The sequence below is a fragment of the Sphingomonas caeni genome (genome assembly GCF_026013415.1).
In the GTDB taxonomy this organism is placed as follows: Bacteria; Pseudomonadota; Alphaproteobacteria; order Sphingomonadales; family Sphingomonadaceae; genus Sphingomonas; species Sphingomonas caeni.
On record NZ_JAPDOK010000001.1, the window covers coordinates 811,707 to 828,127 of the forward strand.

The 16,421-nt window shown below is 67.7% G+C and carries 21 protein-coding genes and 1 tRNA gene; 9 read left to right on the forward strand and 13 right to left on the reverse strand.

All coding sequences use genetic code 11. From position 1 onward, the window contains the following. Window positions 1-11: 11 nt before the first annotated feature. Both OF829_RS04285 and OF829_RS04290 read right to left on the reverse strand, forming a co-directional pair. A complete protein-coding gene (locus OF829_RS04285; RefSeq protein WP_264938706.1) occupies window positions 12-1,136 on the reverse strand; it encodes a serine hydrolase domain-containing protein in 1,125 nt (374 codons plus the stop codon). A 14-nt stretch (window positions 1,137-1,150) separates the two neighbouring features. Continuing rightward, the gene (locus OF829_RS04290; RefSeq protein WP_264938707.1) at window positions 1,151-1,597 is read right to left on the reverse strand and encodes a DUF6456 domain-containing protein; all 447 of its coding nucleotides are present in this window, start codon (window positions 1,595-1,597) and stop codon (window positions 1,151-1,153) included. An 88-nt stretch (window positions 1,598-1,685) separates the two neighbouring features. Here OF829_RS04290 and OF829_RS04295 point away from each other — a divergent pair, with 88 nt between their 5' ends. The 3 genes from OF829_RS04295 to OF829_RS04305 are packed head-to-tail and all read left to right on the forward strand — an operon-like array spanning window position 1,686 to window position 3,034. Next, window positions 1,686-2,249 (forward strand): helix-turn-helix domain-containing protein, encoded by a 564-nt coding sequence (locus tag OF829_RS04295; protein WP_264938708.1) that lies wholly within the window; start codon window positions 1,686-1,688, stop codon window positions 2,247-2,249. Between the two features lie 58 nt (window positions 2,250-2,307). Then, window positions 2,308-2,670 carry a hypothetical protein gene (locus tag OF829_RS04300; RefSeq protein WP_264938709.1) on the forward strand — a complete coding sequence of 121 codons (363 nt, stop codon included), beginning with the start codon at window positions 2,308-2,310 and terminating at the stop codon, window positions 2,668-2,670. A gap of 4 nt (window positions 2,671-2,674) precedes the next feature. Next, on the forward strand, window positions 2,675-3,034 hold the full coding sequence (locus OF829_RS04305) for a hypothetical protein (RefSeq protein WP_264938710.1): 360 nt from the start codon (window positions 2,675-2,677) through the stop codon (window positions 3,032-3,034). A gap of 127 nt (window positions 3,035-3,161) precedes the next feature. On the opposite strand, the gene OF829_RS04310 is transcribed toward OF829_RS04305, so the two are convergent. The 8 genes from OF829_RS04310 to OF829_RS04345 form a co-directional block, all read right to left on the reverse strand. Further along, window positions 3,162-3,237, reverse strand: a tRNA-Val gene (locus OF829_RS04310). A 30-nt stretch (window positions 3,238-3,267) separates the two neighbouring features. After that, complete coding sequence (locus OF829_RS04315; protein WP_264938711.1) at window positions 3,268-4,236, reverse strand: winged helix DNA-binding protein; 969 nt, start codon at window positions 4,234-4,236, stop codon at window positions 3,268-3,270. A gap of 137 nt (window positions 4,237-4,373) precedes the next feature. Further along, complete coding sequence (locus OF829_RS04320; protein ID WP_264938712.1) at window positions 4,374-5,312, reverse strand: hypothetical protein; 939 nt, start codon at window positions 5,310-5,312, stop codon at window positions 4,374-4,376. Between the two features lie 58 nt (window positions 5,313-5,370). Beyond that, window positions 5,371-6,801, reverse strand: coding sequence for an NAD(P)(+) transhydrogenase (Re/Si-specific) subunit beta (locus tag OF829_RS04325; RefSeq protein ID WP_264938713.1), 1,431 nt, complete (start codon window positions 6,799-6,801; stop codon window positions 5,371-5,373). Window positions 6,802-6,814: 13 nt separating this feature from the next. Then, window positions 6,815-7,108, reverse strand: coding sequence for a proton-translocating transhydrogenase family protein (locus tag OF829_RS04330; RefSeq protein WP_264938714.1), 294 nt, complete (start codon window positions 7,106-7,108; stop codon window positions 6,815-6,817). A 23-nt stretch (window positions 7,109-7,131) separates the two neighbouring features. Beyond that, complete coding sequence (locus tag OF829_RS04335; protein ID WP_264938715.1) at window positions 7,132-7,341, reverse strand: hypothetical protein; 210 nt, start codon at window positions 7,339-7,341, stop codon at window positions 7,132-7,134. Between the two features lie 10 nt (window positions 7,342-7,351). Next, on the reverse strand, window positions 7,352-8,473 hold the full coding sequence (locus OF829_RS04340) for an NAD(P) transhydrogenase subunit alpha (protein ID WP_264938716.1): 1,122 nt from the start codon (window positions 8,471-8,473) through the stop codon (window positions 7,352-7,354). After that, window positions 8,470-8,601: an aa3-type cytochrome c oxidase subunit IV gene (locus tag OF829_RS04345; protein WP_264938717.1), complete on the reverse strand. Its 132-nt coding sequence runs from the start codon at window positions 8,599-8,601 to the stop codon at window positions 8,470-8,472. The genes OF829_RS04340 and OF829_RS04345 overlap by 4 nt, the downstream gene beginning before the upstream one ends. A gap of 153 nt (window positions 8,602-8,754) precedes the next feature. Between OF829_RS04345 and OF829_RS04350 the strand changes: the two genes are divergently transcribed. From OF829_RS04350 to OF829_RS04370, 5 genes are all read left to right on the forward strand, one after another. After that, window positions 8,755-10,182, forward strand: a complete 1,428-nt coding sequence (locus OF829_RS04350) for a sigma-54-dependent transcriptional regulator (protein WP_264938718.1) — start codon at window positions 8,755-8,757, stop codon at window positions 10,180-10,182. A gap of 88 nt (window positions 10,183-10,270) precedes the next feature. Beyond that, on the forward strand, window positions 10,271-11,008 hold the full coding sequence (locus OF829_RS04355; RefSeq protein ID WP_264938719.1) for an SDR family NAD(P)-dependent oxidoreductase: 738 nt from the start codon (window positions 10,271-10,273) through the stop codon (window positions 11,006-11,008). After that, window positions 11,005-11,688 (forward strand): DNA alkylation repair protein, encoded by a 684-nt coding sequence (locus tag OF829_RS04360; protein WP_264938720.1) that lies wholly within the window; start codon window positions 11,005-11,007, stop codon window positions 11,686-11,688. The genes OF829_RS04355 and OF829_RS04360 overlap by 4 nt, the downstream gene beginning before the upstream one ends. An 82-nt stretch (window positions 11,689-11,770) precedes the next feature. After that, window positions 11,771-12,973 carry a Gfo/Idh/MocA family protein gene (locus OF829_RS04365; protein ID WP_264938721.1) on the forward strand — a complete coding sequence of 401 codons (1,203 nt, stop codon included), beginning with the start codon at window positions 11,771-11,773 and terminating at the stop codon, window positions 12,971-12,973. 10 nt (window positions 12,974-12,983) lie between these two features. After that, window positions 12,984-13,421: a DUF1772 domain-containing protein gene (locus OF829_RS04370; protein WP_264938722.1), complete on the forward strand. Its 438-nt coding sequence runs from the start codon at window positions 12,984-12,986 to the stop codon at window positions 13,419-13,421. 3 nt (window positions 13,422-13,424) lie between these two features. On the opposite strand, the gene OF829_RS04375 is transcribed toward OF829_RS04370, so the two are convergent. Both OF829_RS04375 and folP read right to left on the reverse strand, forming a co-directional pair. Further along, a complete protein-coding gene (locus tag OF829_RS04375; RefSeq protein WP_264938723.1) occupies window positions 13,425-13,877 on the reverse strand; it encodes a hypothetical protein in 453 nt (150 codons plus the stop codon). A 34-nt stretch (window positions 13,878-13,911) separates the two neighbouring features. Then, window positions 13,912-14,991, reverse strand: coding sequence for a dihydropteroate synthase (gene folP / locus OF829_RS04380; RefSeq protein ID WP_264938724.1), 1,080 nt, complete (start codon window positions 14,989-14,991; stop codon window positions 13,912-13,914). A gap of 35 nt (window positions 14,992-15,026) precedes the next feature. On the opposite strand from folP, the gene OF829_RS04385 reads away from it, so the two are divergent. After that, window positions 15,027-15,482, forward strand: a complete 456-nt coding sequence (locus OF829_RS04385; protein WP_264938725.1) for an SRPBCC family protein — start codon at window positions 15,027-15,029, stop codon at window positions 15,480-15,482. Here OF829_RS04385 and OF829_RS04390 read toward each other — a convergent pair. Further along, window positions 15,479-16,420: a hypothetical protein gene (locus OF829_RS04390; RefSeq protein ID WP_264938726.1), complete on the reverse strand. Its 942-nt coding sequence runs from the start codon at window positions 16,418-16,420 to the stop codon at window positions 15,479-15,481. The two genes, OF829_RS04385 and OF829_RS04390, sit on opposite strands and share 4 nt — an antisense overlap. Window position 16,421: the final 1 nt, after the last annotated feature.

The following is a 16,421-nucleotide window of genomic DNA, read 5'->3' on the forward strand; positions in this document are numbered from 1 at the left end:
AACGATCTCCCTCAAAACAGATCCGCCGATCCCGGATCGAGCCCCACCAGGATCTGCCGCGTCATCGCATGGAACGCGCCCATCGACCGGCGATCGAGCTGGTTGGCGAACGCCACCACGCCCGCCTCGGCATGCGGCAGGAACATGCACATCGCGGCGAAGCCCGGCATCGTCCCGTCCTGCCAGATGCGTCGGCGGGGGCCGTCGATCATCATCTGCCAGTTGAGCCCGACCGCAAACTTGCCGTCGATCGGATGCGGCGCGTGCGACAGGCGCACTTCGGGACTCGTCTCCGCCATCTGCCAGCGCAGGTAGCGGATCATGTCGCCGATCGTCGATTTGATCGCCGCCGCGCCCAGCAGCGCGGCATTGTCCGCGCTCACCAGCCGCTCGCTTTCGTCATAGCCCCGCGCCAGCCGCGCCGCGCGCGCCGCGTCGGGCACGATCAGCGTATCGCGCATCCCCAATGGCGCCGCGATCCGCGTCCGCGCCAGTGCCTCGAACGGCTGGCCAAGCACCCGCTCGAGCACATAGCTCAGCAGCAAGGCCGCCGCGTTCGAATAGCTGAACCCCGTCCCCGGTGCGCGCAGCAGCGTCACGCCATGCAGGTCGCGGAAGAAATCGACGCGGCCATAGGCGGCCAGCCTTTGCTTCACTTCGGGCGAGGCTTCGGGAAAGGGCGGCCGGTTTTCAGCGATATCGGGCAGGTTGAACGGCAGCCCCGAATTGTGATTGAGCAGGTGCCACAGCAGCACCGGCTGCCCCTCGAAGACCAGGTTCGGATAGTCGCCGTCCAGAAAGCGGCGAACATCGTCGGCAAGCGCCACCTTGCCCGCCTGCACCGCCTGGCCGAGCAAAGCCGCGGTGAAGGTCTTGCTGATCGATGCCATCGGGAAGATCGTGTCCGCGCGCGGCTTCACGCCGGCGCCGCGCATCAGGCTTCCAAACGTACCGCGATAGGTCGCCGAACCGTGCACCACGCCGACCGAAAGGCCCGCCGCGCCGGGTGCATCCGCGAAATATTGCTTCGCGGCCGCCTCGGCCAGCGGCGCCACCGCATCGCGAAAGGCGCTGCCGCTTGCGGCGATGCACGCCAGCGGCAAGCCGGCCAGGACTTGGCGACGCCCGATCCGCATATCCCCGACTCCCCTCACTTCAGCCCATAATGATCCGCCACCCGGTCGAGCGCCAGCCCCAGCACCAGCTTGCCCGCGCGCGCCGGCCAGCCCAGCCCCTTCTCGGCGGCGGTCAGCCCCTCGCCCGCGCAGACCACGCGCCACAATATATCGGCCAGCCCCGGTCCCGCCGCCTTCACCGCGGCGTCGAAGCGGCGCTTGGCCGAAATCTGCGCGAGCGTCGGATCTAATCCGAGCGGCGGCCCGCGCCGCCCGCCGGGCCGCGGCGCGGCATCCCAGCGCATCGTCACCCGCGCGCCCAGCGACGCGGTCTCGTAATCGCCGCGCAGCCGCTCCCCCGCCTCGAACTGCCGCGCGCTCACATGCCCGCGCGATCGAAGCCAGCCCAGCGGCGATTCGGCAAGATTCACCGTGACGCTGCGCCGCCCTTCGCCGATCTTGCGTTCCGCCAGTTCGCGCATATCCGCCTCCGTTCCCGAGTCGCGGAGGGCTTGCCACAACGGCAAATCTGTAGGACAGATAAAAACCAGATCGGTTATGGAGCCTGTCATGATCACCGCCATCCGTGAGGTTCGCCGTGCCAAGGGGCTGACGCTCGACGATGTCGCCCGCCGCTGTGCCCCGCCCACCACCGCGCAGACGATCGGCCGGCTCGAGACCGGCACGCGCACCGTCTCGGTCGGCTGGCTCAACCGGATCGCCGATGCGCTGGGCGTCGATGCCGCCGATCTGGTGACGCTTCCCGACCGGCCCGAGATCGCGGTCGCCGCGATACTCGACGGATCGGGCGCGCAGGCGCCTCGCCGCGAGGCGCATCTCGCCCCGCCCCGCGCCGCTCCCGGGATGATCGCGGTCACCGTCACCGGCGGCATCGGCGACTATCGCAGCGGCGACGAGATCTGGTGCGAGCGCCTCGCGCCCGGAGCCTTCGCCACCGCGCTCAACCGCGACGTGCTTGTCCCCCGCCCCGCAGGACGCTTTCTGTTCGGCCGCCTGATCGGCCGGGAGGATGGCAAGTTGCACCTTCTCCCTCTGGGCGCGGGCGGTCGGCAGCAGGTCGTCGCCGATCCCGCCTGGATCGCCTGCGCCGTGAAGCTGATTCGCGCGCTCTAACTCTTGCCGAAAGGCGCGGAGAGGCGCAGTCTGTCGCCAACGCAGGAGGGGAATGCGCATGCGAAAGACGCTCATGATGGCGGTCGCGGCGATCTTGGTCGCGACACCGGCACTCGCCGACGAATGGGACTTCGTCCTGATCAACAGCACGGCCAAGGAGATCAAGCTGGTCGAACTCGCACCCACGGGCACGCAGACCTGGCAGCCCAACAAGGTTGCGGAGGGTCAGAAGGCCGGCGCGCTGACGCCCGGCAAGCGCGGCACCATCCATTTCGACAGGGGCGAGTCGTGCAAGTACGACCTCAAGGCGACCTTCGTCGACGATACGACGCTGATCTGGACGGGGATCAACGTCTGCGACAACGCCTATGTCACGCTCAAGGTGAATGCGAGCGGCGCGCCGACCTTCACGGCGAACTGATCGCATGCGGAACCGGCTCCTCGCGGCGGTCGCCGCGCTGGTGATTGCGACGCCAGCGCTCGCCGACGATTGGGATTTCGTGCTGATCAACAACACGGTCAAGGAAATCAATCTGGTCATGGTCGCCCCGACGGGCACGCAGACGTGGCAGAAGAACATCGTCGATGAGGACGCAAAGAGGGTGACCAGGCCCGGAGCGCGCATGACCGTCCATTTCGACAAGGGCGCGGGCTGCAAATACGATCTCAAGGCGACTTTCGCCGACGATACGTCGCTGGTGTGGACCGGCGTCAACGTCTGCGACAATTCCTATGTGACGGTGAAAATTAGCGCGAGCGGGACGCCGACCTTTTCGGCTAACTGAGCAGGACGGCTCGCTGGCCGATGCCCGTGCCGCACCAGCCCTCCTACGCTCTTCGCGCTTCGGCGGGCAGCCTTCGCCAAATCCCCGGCGGGCTCGCCAGCCGAAGCCCTCGTCAGAGGGCAGAGGCTGGTGGGCGCTGACGGGCTCGAACCGCCGACATCTTCCGTGTAAAGGAAGCGCTCTACCAACTGAGCTAAGCGCCCGCGCGCAACCCCATGGCGCGGCGCGATCGGTCAGGCAATACCCAGTCCCTGCCGCTTTACCGCAGCCAGATAGGCGCGCATCCCGTCCAGCCCCTTGGCGCTGAGCGCGATATAGGCGCGGCGCCGGTCGCTCGGATCGGCCTTGCGCTCGAACAGCCCGGCATCGTGCAGCGTTCCGATCCAGCGCAGCGCCGTGGTCGGCGGCACCGCCGCGGCGATGCAGAGGCTAGAGACCGAGACCTGGCGCCGCTCCAGCTCCGCCGCGAACAGATCGAGCAGCATGTCCCAGGCCGGATCGGCGAACAGCTCGCCCTGGAAGAATTGCCCGCGCAGCCGCCGCGAGCGGATCGCGAGGCGAATCTCCTGCGGCGTCACCCCCGGCGGATCGCCGTCGCCGGGCCCGCGATAGCCGGACCCCGGCTCGCGCACCCCGGCGCCCGGTTCGCTGTCCTCGCCGCGCGTCAGCCGCGCCAGCGTGTCGGCGATCCGCGCCACTTCCTCGTTGAGCCGCCGCAGCCGCTCATCCTCATTCTCGCGGGTCGCGTCGTTGACCCGCACCCGGCCGCCGCGCGCCGCGGCCAGCTGGGCCTTGGCCACGGCCAGCGCCGCGATCCGCTCGCCCATGCCCGGCGCGCACAGCAACTGGGCATGCCGCCCGAGCAGCTGCGCCGCGACCGCGTCGATCTGATCCTCGCCGATCGCCGCGACCAGCGCCGCGTCCCTCTCGCGCGCCGCCAGGTCGGCGCGCGCCAGGACCGCATCGAGCAACGCCTCCGGCGCGCCCACGGCCTCGATCACGATCAGGTCGATCCCCGGCCGGTCGTCGATCTCGTCCAGCGCCTCGGCGAAGCTCACCGCCGCTCCGGCCCGGATCCCGGCGAGCGCGAGCGCCTCACCGGCATCGCGGGCTTCCCCCGCATTTTCCGCAATCACCAGCGCGCTCAACGCGTCGCTATAGCTATTCCCCGGCGGCCCCGGGTGTGTCGACACGGTCGCCATAATTCCCCAAGTTCATCTTCTGTTCCGGAGTGGATGCCGCATTGCTCCGAAATGGTTGAGTCCGATTATCTCCGTTTCGGAGATTTATGGGGCGATCCGCGCGACGATAGGGTGGTTAATCCGGTCTCCATTCCGGATTAGTCGAAGACATTCTGGACGGCCTCCAGGCCGTCATCCTGCAGGAAACCGAGCGCCGCGGTGGCCATGATGCCGCCGTAGAGCGCGGTCGAAACCGCCTGGATGAGCGCGGACATGAGGATGATGAGTCCCATCATGCCGAAGGGCTGGCTGAACATCCGCTCCAACATGGCGAACACCGCCTGACGCACCGCCTCCGGATCGTCGCCCGCCGCCATCAGCTTGGGCATTTCGGCGAAGAATTGGCCCATGACCGGGATCATCAGGATCAGGGAAAGGACCATGACGATTGCAAAGACGACGACATAGGGCAGGAACAGTTTCCAGAAGCGTCCGCCCGAAATCTTCCATGCCTCGTCGATCACCAGCTTTTGCCGCAGAAAGGTCAGCGGAAAGATCAGCGAAATCCGCACCCAGACATAGACGATCGCGCCGATCGAGGCGATCACCAGCACCGCGATCAGCAGATATTGCAGCACCGGGACGCTCTGCAGCGCGAAGCCGATCAGGAGCCCCAGCAGCATGACGGTCAGCCCGAACAGCACGATCACGAATGGCGCGGCAAAGGCCAGCACCGCCATAATCCCGAAGGTGCGCATCTCGTCCCAGCCGAGACGGAGCGACGCGAATCCCGGCTCATCGGGCCTCAGGATCGTGCGAAACGCACCGCACAGCAGCACCGCGCCGACGAAATAGCCGCCGAAGCTGGTCAGGAAGTTGATCCCCTGAAAGGCGTTCATTCCCTGCATCGCGGCGAATTGCCCGGGACCCGGCTCGGCGGTCGCCATCTCGCGGAACTGGCGGAGGAACATCGGCATCACGAGCATCCAGACCGCCAGGACATAGGCCCCGTGGATCGCCGCCCAGGCCAGCACCGCGCCGGGGCGCCGCTTGATCACCTCGAATCCACCGTTCAGAAGATCGCCCGCGCTGGTCATTCCCCATCTCCCCCTTGCCGCGGCGCCCAGAAGATCGCGATCGTGAAATGTCCCCGGATCAATCCAGCGACTTCACGATCTCCTCGACCATCTTCTTGGCGTCCGCCAGCAACATCATGGTGTTATCGGCATAGAAGACGTCATTGTCCACGCCCGCATAGCCGACGCCGCCCATCGATCGCTTGATGAACAGCACGGTCTTGGCCTTGCCCACATCGAAAACGGGCATGCCGTAGATAGGCGAACTCTTGTCGGTCTTGGCCGCCGGATTGACCACGTCGTTCGCGCCGATGATGAACGCGACATCGGTCTGCGCGAACTCGCTGTTGATGTCCTCGAGCTCGAACACCTCGTCATAGGGCACGTTCGCCTCGGCGAGCAGCACGTTCATATGCCCCGGCATGCGCCCCGCGACCGGATGGATCGCGTATTTTACGCGCACGCCATGCTCCTTGAGCTTGTCAGCCATCTCGCGGAGCACATGCTGCGCCTGCGCCACCGCCATGCCATAGCCGGGGACGATGATCACCTGCTCGGCCTGCTGCATCAGGAAGGCCGCGTCCTCGGCGCTGCCGCGCTTCCACGGCCGCTGCTCCTTGGCCTCGCCGCTTGCCGCCCCGCTGTCGCCGCCAAAGCCGCCCGCGATCACGCTGATGAAGCTTCGGTTCATCGCGCGGCACATGATGTAGCTCAGGATCGCGCCCGACGAACCCACCAGCGCGCCGGTAATGATCATCGCGCTGTTGTGCAGCGTGAAGCCCATCGCCGCCGCCGCCCAGCCCGAATAGGAGTTGAGCATCGACACCACGACCGGCATGTCCGCGCCGCCGATCGGGATGATCAGCAGGAAGCCGATCAGGAACGAGAGCCCGGTGACGGTCCAGAACACCCAGGGGCTCTGGTCGGTCACGAAATAGCCGATCAGCCCCAGGATCGCCGCGAGCGTCCCCAGATTGATGACATGCCGCATCGGCAGCAGGATCGGCTTGCCGCTCATGTTTCCGTTGAGCTTGAGGAAGGCGATCACCGAGCCGGAGAAGGTGATCGCGCCGATCGCGACGCCCAGCCCCATCTCGATCCGGCTGACCTGCAGGATCGCGCCCGCCGCATCGGTGATCCCGAACGGCACCGGATTGAGGAAGGCCGCCGCGGCGACGAGCACCGCCGCCATGCCGACCAGGCTGTGGAACGCCGCCACCAGCTGCGGCATCGCCGTCATCGAGATCAGCCGCGCGGTGACGAAGCCGATCACGCCACCGATCGCGATAGCACCGCCGACTTCGGCCCAGTTCATCGGCACCGTCCAGTTGGCCACCGGATGCGTCCAGAGCGTCACCCCCACCGCGAGCAGCATGCCGAGCATGCCGAAACGGTTGCCCCTGCGGCTGCTCGCCGGACTCGAGAGCCCGCGCAGCGCGAGGATGAAACAGATGCCAGCGGCCAGATAGGCCAGCGCCACCCACGGATTGATGGGAGCCCCCTCGTGCATGTTCAGCGCCCCCTCACTTCGCTTTTTTCTTGTACATGGCGAGCATCCGCGCGGTCACCGCGAAGCCGCCGAAGATGTTGACGCTGGCAAAGCCCACCGCCACCAGCCCGAGCCATTTGGAGGTCTCGCCGGTCGCCCCCATGATCGGCGCCACGCTGGCGATCAGCGCGCCGACGATGATCACCGAGGAGATCGCGTTGGTCACCGCCATCAGCGGCGTGTGCAGCGCCGGCGTCACCGACCAGACGACATAATAGCCGACGAAGCACGCCATGACGAAGATCGAGAGGATCGAGATGAAGTCCATGGGCTAGCCTTCCGCCTGCCGGGTCACGCGCTGACCGATTTCAGATAATTGGTGGTGAGCGTGCGCGCCCAATAGCGCGGCACGCCGTGTTGCTGCTGAAGCAGTTCGACCGATTCGTTCGACTTGCGGCCGCCTGCGCCGAACGCTTCGAGAATGCCCGCCCAATACGCGATGGGCTGACCGGTCTTCTCGATCACCTGTTCGTCGGTTACGTCCCAATAGTCGGATCGCATCGAAGCCCCCTCAACCGAGCAGTCGCGGGTTCACGACCTTGCCGCCCTGGGTCAGCCGGATCGCGTCGCCAATCTCCTCGTCGAGCACCGGCGCGCCCTTTTCCTTGTCCCAGAAGGCCGAGAGGAAATTGAACAGGTTGCGCGCGAACAGCGCCGAGGCGTCCGCGGCGAGCCGCCCGGCGACATTCTTGTGCCCGACGATCTTGACCCCATGGACGGAGACCACTTCGCCCGCGACCGATCCCTCGACATTGCCGCCGGCCTCGACCGCGAGATCGACGATCACGCTGCCGGGCCGCATCGTCGCGATCTGCGCGTCGCTGATCAGCCGCGGCGCCGGGCGCCCCGGGATCAGCGCGGTGGTGATGACGATGTCCTGCTTGGCGATGTGCGACGAGACCAGCTCGGCCTGCGCTTTTTGATATTCCTCGCTCATCTCGGTCGCATAGCCGCCCGAGCCCTCGCCCTCGATCCCCGCGACATTCTCGACGAAGATCGGCTTGGCGCCGAGCGAGAGGATCTGCTCCCGGGTCGCCGAACGCACATCGGTCGCCGAGACCTGCGCGCCCAGGCGGCGCGCGGTGGCGATCGCCTGGAGCCCCGCCACGCCCACACCCATCACGAAGGCCTTGGCGGCGCTGATCGTCCCCGCCGCGGTCATCATCATCGGGAAGGCGCGGCCATATTCGGCCGCGGCGTCGAGCACCGCCTTGTAGCCGGCCAGGTTCGACTGCGAGGAGAGGATGTCCATCGACTGCGCACGGGTGATGCGCGGCATGAACTCCATCGCCAGCGCCTCGTAACCCGCCGCGGCATAGGCATCGACGCGCGCGCGCTCGCCGAACGGGTTGAGCCCCGCGACGATCCACGCTCCCGGCCTGGCGCCGCCCAGGCTCGCCGGATCGGGCCCCTGCACGCCCAGCACGATATCGGCATCCTTGAGCGTATCGGCGCGGCTGCCCACGCTCGCGCCCGCATCGGCGAAATTCTGGTCGGAGACCGAAGCCGCCTCGCCCGCGCCCGATTCGACCGCGACGGTCGCGCCGAGCCCGATGAACTTCTTGACCGTCTCGGCGGTGGCGGAGACGCGGCGTTCGCCCGCCGCGGTCTCCTTCAGGACAGCGATCTTCACTGGGCGATCAGAAAGACGACGAAGGCGCCGATCAGGAAGCAGCCGAGCGTCCCCCAGGTCATCATCGCCGTGAAGCCCTTGAAGGTCTCCTGATGCGCCTTGAGATCACCGTCGTTGGTACCGGCCATGCGTCACATCCCCTCAATCATGCCCCGTCATACCCTAACCGCGGCTTCGTCCGGCCTCAAGTGCGGTGGGCCCGATCAGGCTTAAGCCCGCCTTTACCCATCCGTTTTATGACTGGCGACCTGAAACGAGACACTGGGGACGAAAAAAACGCGATGACGCGAAATGGACAGCGCCTCCTCATGCTGATCGACGACGAGCCGGCCCAGCGCCGCCTCGTCGCTGCGATCGCTGCGCGCCGCGGCTGGCGCACCATCTTCGCCGGCGACGGCGAGACCGCCATCGCGACCCTCGGCACCCCCGACGGGATGGCGCTCGACGCGGTGATCCTCGATCACGCCTCGCCCGATTTCGATGCGACCGCGGTGATCGCCGAGCTGCGGGCGCGCCGCCCCCAGCTCCCGATCCTGATGCTCACCGCCAACGGATCGGTCGCCTGCGCGGTCGAATCGATGCGCGCCGGGGCCACCGATTTCCTCGTCAAGCCGCTCGCCTCCGAACGCCTGCTCGCAGCACTCGAAGCCGCGGTCGGCGGCAAGACCGCGGGCGAACTCCGCCCGCTGACCGAGAAGCTCTCGGTCCCGCTCGCCTTCGAGGAGATTGTGGGCAGCGCCCCGCAGTTCCGCGCCGCGCTGGCGATCGCCGCCAAGGCCGCGCGGGCGCGCGTGCCCGTGCTGATCGAGGGCGAATCGGGCGTCGGCAAGGAAGTCGTCGCCGATGCGGTCCACAATGCCTCCCCGCGCAACCGCAAGGATGTGGTCCGGGTGAATTGCGGCGCGATCCCGGCCAACCTGGTCGAATCGGAGCTGTTCGGGCACGAAAAGGGCGCCTTTACCGGCGCGTTCGAGCGCAAGATCGGCCGCTTCCAGGAGGCCGACGGCGGGACCTTGTTCCTCGACGAGGTCGGCGAGATGCCGCTCGAGGCGCAGGTGAAGCTGCTCCGCGTGCTCCAATCGGGCGAGATCCAGCCGATCGGCGCGCGGCACGCCCGCGAGGTCGATGTCCGCGTGATCGCCGCGACCAACAAGACGCTGCTCGCCGAAGTCGAGGCGGGGCGTTTCCGCGAGGACCTCTATTACCGCCTCAACGTCGTCCAGGTGACGATCCCTCCCTTGCGGGAACGCACCGGCGACATCCCGGCGCTGGCCCGCCATCTGCTGGGCCGGATCGCCGAGCAGCCGGGGCTGCGTCCGCTGGGCATCACCGACGACGCGCTGGCGCTGCTCGGCACCTATGACTGGCCGGGCAATGTCCGCCAGCTCCAGAACGCCCTGTTCCGCGCCGCGGTCCTTTGCGACGGCGATGGCCTCACCCGCGCCGATTTCCCGCAGATCGCCCAGCTCGCGCTCGGCCGTCCGGCAGGCGGCGCCAGCGGCGGTCAGGCCTCGGGCGCGGCCGGGGTAACCCTGTTCCGCCCCGACGGCAATTTGCGCGCGCTCGACGAGATCGAGGCCGACGTCATCCGCCTCGCCATCGGCCATTATCGCGGCCGCATGACCGAAGTCGCCCGCCGCCTCGGCATCGGCCGCTCGACGCTCTACCGCAAGCTCGGCGAACTGGGGATCGATCAGAGCGCGGCCTAGGCGAAAGTTACGAAAGTTAGGGGGTAGCCCCCGCTTGCCGAACGCAAACGGGATCGTAGCGCCGCGCGGCGGATGCTAGGGCGCACCCATGCCAAGCTTTGCCAATCGCATCGCGCTGGTCACCGGCGCCGCTTCGGGGATCGGCCTTGCCGTCGCGCGGCACCTCGCCGCCGAAGGCGCCGCCCGGCTGATCCTGATCGATCGCGACGCCTTATCAGATCATTTCGATTGCGAAACGACTGTCGCGCAAGGCGATGTTCGCGACGAAGGGCTGTGGGACTCGCTCGATCTCGCCAACCTCGACCACGCCGTCATCAACGCCGGCATCGCGGGCGCGGGCGCGATCGCCGAGCTGCCCTTCGACGAATGGCGCCGCATCCTCTCGGTCAATCTCGACGGCGCCTTCCTGACCCTGCGCGCGGCGATGCGGGCGATGGCGGGGCGCGGCGGCAGTATCGTCCTCACCGCCTCCGCCGCGGGGGTGAAGGCCGAACCCGGCGTCGCTGCCTATGGCGCGTCCAAGGCGGCGCTGATCCATCTCGCCAAGGTCGCGGCCAAGGAGGGCGCGAAGGACCGGATCCGCGTCAACGCCATCGCCCCGGCGGGGGTCGAGACCGCGGTCTGGGACGCCGTCCCGATGTTCGCCGCGCGCGCCGCCGAGATCGGCCGCGACGCCGCCTTTGCCGAGATGGCGAAGCTCGCCACCCCGCTGGGCCGCTATGCCAAGCCCGAGGAGATCGCCGCGCAGATCGGCTTCCTGCTCTCCGATGAGGCCGCGCTCGTCACCGGCGCCTGCCTCGTCAGCGACGGCGGCTACACGCTGTGACCGGCGCGGCGGAGCTGATCGCCGAGCTTGAGGCCCATGCCGATCCGGCCTCGGTCGACGGCCTCAAGCGCTACGGCATCGTCACTGCCGACCGGGTGCTCGGCATGAGCGTGAACACGATCCGGCAGATCGCGAAGCCGCACCGCAAACAGCACGGCCTCGCGCTCCAGCTCTGGGAAGCCGGCATCTACGAGGCGCGATTCCTTGCCGTGATGGTCGACGATCCGGCGGAGGTTACGCCCGAGCAGATGGATCACTGGCGTAGCGGTTTCGACAATTGGGCGACCTGCGACACGGCGTGCTTCGACCTGTTCGACAGGACCCCGCACGCCTTTGCCGCGATCGACCGCTGGGCGCCGCTGAAGGGCGAATTCGACCGCCGCGCGAGCTTCGCGCTGCTGGCCAGCGTCGCGCTCCACTTGAAGAAGCTCCCCGACCAGCCCTTTCTCGACCGGCTGCCGCTGATCGAGGCCGCCGCCGCCGATCCGCGCAACTTCGTCAAGAAGGGCGTCAGCTGGGCGCTGCGCGGCGTCGGCCGCCGCAGCCCCGCGCTACACGCGGCGTCGATGGCGCTTTCCGAACGGCTCGCCGGGTCGAAAATCGCGAGCGAGCGCTGGATCGGCAAGGATGCGCTCAAGGACCTCAGCAACCCCAAATTGCTCGCCAAACTACGACCATGAGGCCTCTGGTACCGCTAACAGAAGCCGGTATATTCCGCTGAGCTGAGACCCGGCAGCAGCCGGGCTTGCAGGAGAGGTTCCCATGGCCGACTCGTCGAAGCTGTCCCGCCGCGCGCTGATCGAACTTGCCGCCGGTGCTACCGTCGCCACCGCAGCTAGCGCCAAGGCCGCATCCAACGCCAAGGGCGAACCGCCGCTCCCTGACGACCAGAAGCTGGGCGTCGCAATCGTCGGCATCGGCAAGCTCTCGCAGGGCCAGCTCATCCCGGGGCTGCGCAATACCAAGGGGGTCAAGCTCGCCGCGCTCGTCTCGGGCCATCCGGAGAAGGCGGCGGAATGGGCCAAGAAGGAAGGCCTCTCCCCCGACGCGATCTACACTTACGAGAATTACGACAGGATCGCGAACGATCCCCGGATCGACATCGTCTACATCGTGCTGCCCAACAGCATGCACGCCGAATATACGATCCGCGCGCTCAAGGCCGGCAAGCATGTGCTGTGCGAGAAGCCGATGGCGGTGAGCGTCGCCGAATGCGAGGCGATGATCGCCGCGGCGAAAGCGGCCAAGCGGCATCTGATGATCGCCTATCGCTGCCATTACGAGCCGCACAATCTCGAAGGAATGCGCCGCATCCGTTCGGGCAAATATGGCAAGCCGCGCCTCGTCGTCACCGAGATGGGCCGCCAATCCTCGCTCAGCGATCCGGCGGACGTGTGGCGGCTCGACATGAAGATGTCGGGCGGCGGCGCGCTGACCGATATGGGCATCTATGGCATCAACGGCACGCGGTACCTGCTGGGCGAAGAGCCGACCCAGGTCCGCGCCTGGGCCAATACCGATCACAGCGATCCGCGCTTCAAGGATGTCGAGGACCTGATCAGCTGGCAGTTCAAATTCCCGTCCGGCGCGCTCGCGCACGGCTCGACCAGCTTCTCCTATGCCGGCTGCATGAAGTGGGACGTGTTCTGCGAGAAGGCCCGCATCCGATCGGACCCCGGCGCCTATTATGGCGGCATCCAGCTCGACATCTTCAGCCATCCCGATCAGGGCACGGTCAAGATCGCCGATATCGACCAGTTCGCACGGGAGATGGACTGGATGGGCGATGTCGTGCGCGGCAAGGTGCCGATGGTGTCGCCGGGCGAGGAAGGGCTGCAGGACGTGCGTCTGATGACCGCGATCATGGAATCGGTCGCCAAGGGCGGCGCGACGGTGAAGACCGATTTCGGCTACAAGCGCGCGGTCGATCCGGCGGCGGTGGTGGACGTGCCCGTTTCGGGGTAAGAGGGCGGCCATGCTCGCCCTTCTCGCCCTCGTCACCGCCGCCTTGTTCACCGGCGCTTCCTTCTATGTCAGCTTCGCCGAGCATCCGGCGCGGCTCCGGCTCGACGACCGGGCGGCGCTGACCCAATGGAAGCCATCCTATGACCGTGGCGCGATCATGCAGGCGAGCCTCGCGCTGGTCAGCGGACTCGCCGGCATCGGCGCCTGGTATCGCTGGATGAGCGTCTGGCCCTGGCTGGCCGGCGGGCTTGTCATGCTGTCGATCATCGCCTGGACCTTCGCGGTGATCTGGCAGACCAACGGCAAGCTCAAGGCGACGCTGCCCGACGCCGCAGGGCCCGAGACTCGCGCGCTGCTCGTCAAATGGGGCCAGCTCCATCTCGGCCGCACCGTGCTCAGCATCGTTGCGACCGCCTTCTTCATCTACGGGAACTGGCCGAACAACTAAGGCTCAGCGCACCGCGGCGAGCTTCGCCGACTTGATGTGCCAATGCGCGTCGGCGCGGTTTGCGCTGACGCCGGCGACGACGCGGTGGAGCACATAGTTGCCCCGGAAATGCTGCGCCCGGCCATTCTTGAGCGTGGCGTAGACATCGACCGGCACGGTGATCCAGCGCTGGCTCATCCCGGCATCCTCGTCGAACGGCCTGCCGGTCACCACCCGGCTGCGCGCGGTCGCGGCGAAGCCGGCGCGGAAATTGGCGAAGCTCTTGCCGCTCGCCCGGCCATTCTCGTCCCACGCCGCATAGGCGGCGCGGAAATCGCCGCGGTCGATCGCGGCGTAGTAGCGCTCGATCAGCTGCTTGGCCTCGGCCGGACCGTCCTCGCGCGCGATCGGCGCGGCGGCGGCCAGAGCGGGCAGGGCGAACAAGGCGAGCAGGGCATGGCGCATATCGGTCTCCATCGTTGATCCTCCAACGCGCCGCCGCCCTAGCGGTTCAGCGTGTCACCAGTGCGGCATCGCGCATCCCACGCCAGACGCGCAGCGCCTGCGCGGTCTCGAACACGTCGTGCACGCGGATCAGCTGCGCCCCCAGCTCGGCACCTTTTAGCGCCAGCGCGACCGATCCGCCGAGCCTTTGGCCCGCGGGCGCCTCGGCCGAGAGCGCGCCGATCATCCGCTTGCGGCTCGCCCCGAGCACGATGGGACAGCCGATCCCGTGGAACAGCGCGAGGCCGTTGAGCAGCGCGAGATTGTCGGCGAGCGACTTGCCGAAGCCGATGCCGGGATCGATCAGGATCTTCGCGCGGTCCACCCCGGCGGCGGCGACCGCATCGACGCGCTTCTCCAGCCAGTCATAGACCTCGATCAGCACGTCCTTGTAGCCGTTTCCCCCATGCGGCCCTTTCGCAGGATCGGGCGAGTGCATCAGCACCACCGGGCATCCGGCCTTGACCACCACATCGAGCGCGCGCGGGTCCCACAGCAGGGCCGCCACATCGTTGACCAGATGCGCACCTGCCGCCAGCGCCGCCTCCATGACGGGCGCCTTGCGCGTGTCGATCGAGACCGCGGCGCCGCTGCGCGCCAGCCGCTCGATGACGGGCACCACGCGCTTGACCTCGTCGCCCTCCCAGAGCGGCTCGGCGCCGGGCCGGGTCGATTCGCCGCCGACATCGATCAGCGCCGCCCCCGCCGCGCTCAGGTCCACGCCGAACGCGGCCGCGCCTTCGGGGTCGGCATAATGCTGGTCGCCGTCGGAGAAGCTGTCCGGCGTGACGTTGAGGATGCCCATCAGCTGGGGCTGATCGAGCCGCAAAACGCGCTCGCCCAAGGTCAGCGGCGCACGCGGGGCGGTGATGCGCGCGGCCAGCTCGCCCAGCGCCCCGGGCACCTCCCCCACCGGCACCGCCTGCTGCAGCACCCGCCGGCCATCCTTCACCGCGATCAGTTCATAGGCCGAAAACCATTGCAGTCCGCCCGCGAGCCGGACCACTTCCCCATCGCGCCCGACAGGCGTATCGGCGAATGCGATCGGACGTAGATAGAGTTTCGCGGCCGGCGGCAGATCGATCATGCGCCCGGCTCTACCTTGCTCAGGTGAGGTTTGCGATGACGCAATTCGTACTGGTGACCGACTGGCATTTCACCCAGCCCCTCGACCGCGTCTGGGCGCTGATCGAGGATACCGACCGCTGGCCCGACTGGTGGCCCGCGGTGAAGAAGGTCGAGGCGATCAAGGCGGGCGACGAGACCGGGCTCGGCGCGGTCCGCCGGATCACCTGGGGGACGGCGCTTCCCTATACGCTCACCTTCGACGTCGAGGTGATTTGCATCGAGAAGCATGACAGCATCGAGGGCCGCGCCTCCGGCGAGCTCGAGGGCATCGGCCTGTGGAACTTCCACGAAGAACCCGAGGGCACGCATGTCCGCTATCTGTGGCGCGTCGACGTCACCAGGCCCTGGATGAAGCTGCTCGCGCCCATCCTCTCGCCGATGTTCGCGTGGAACCACAACAAGGTGATGCGGTGGGGGCTCGAGGGCGCGCGCAGGGCGCTGGCGGGCTAACGCCGCCCCTTCATCGAATCGGCGATCAGGCGCGACAGCGTGCGCCCGGTCGCGAGCACCCCGGTTTGGAAGGCGCGGTCGTCGACCACAAAGGCATAGTCGCCGCGCTTGCGGCCCCATTCGCCATAATCGTCGTCGACCACCGAAAGCTCGCGGAAATCGCCCGCACGCGTCGCCGGCACGCGCTGGCCGTGCTCGGGCACGAGGATGCTGCACCAGCCGCCCTTGGGGGTCGCGCCATAGACGTTGGCGCCGGCCAGGTGCATCGCCGGATCGAAGCTGATCGATGCGCTCGAGCTGCGCCAGGTCTCGGTCTCGGTCGTGTTCGCGGTGGCGCCGAGCTGGGGCAGGGTCAGATAGATTTCGGGGAGCAGCAGCGTCGCGCCGGTGCGCTGGCTGGCCTTGCCGAAATTGGCGGCGGGCCCGGTCAGGCCATAGTCGAGCGTCTGCTCGTCGCTGGGGGTCGCGACGACGAAATCGGTACCGGGAAAGGCGCGCGCGTCATGGGTGGGCATGCCGTAGCGCGGATTGGGCGCCATGCGCGACTTGGCGGCGACATCCTCGCGGACATCGTCGAAGGTCAGCACGGTATAACCCTCGGCCCGGAGCGCGCCGATGACCTGGTTCTGGATCTGCGCGGCGAGGTTCTGGAGCTCGCGCTTGGTCGGCCCTTCGACGAACACCCGCGGCTTGGCGCCGACGCCGCGGATCCCGCCCCCGGCGCTCAGCTTGGTGCGCGCGGTGACATAGAGATAGGTGGTGGGGACGAGGAAGGTCGTGCTCTTGGCGCAGGTCCCGATCGTGCCGAGGCGGACCCGGTCGCGATTGATCTCGAAATTACCGTTGCTGAATTGCTGCGCGGACTGCATCTCCGCCGAAGTCGGCGTGGCGAGCATGCAGAGCAGGCCCGCGGCCAGCGCCAGATTAGCGGTTCTCATC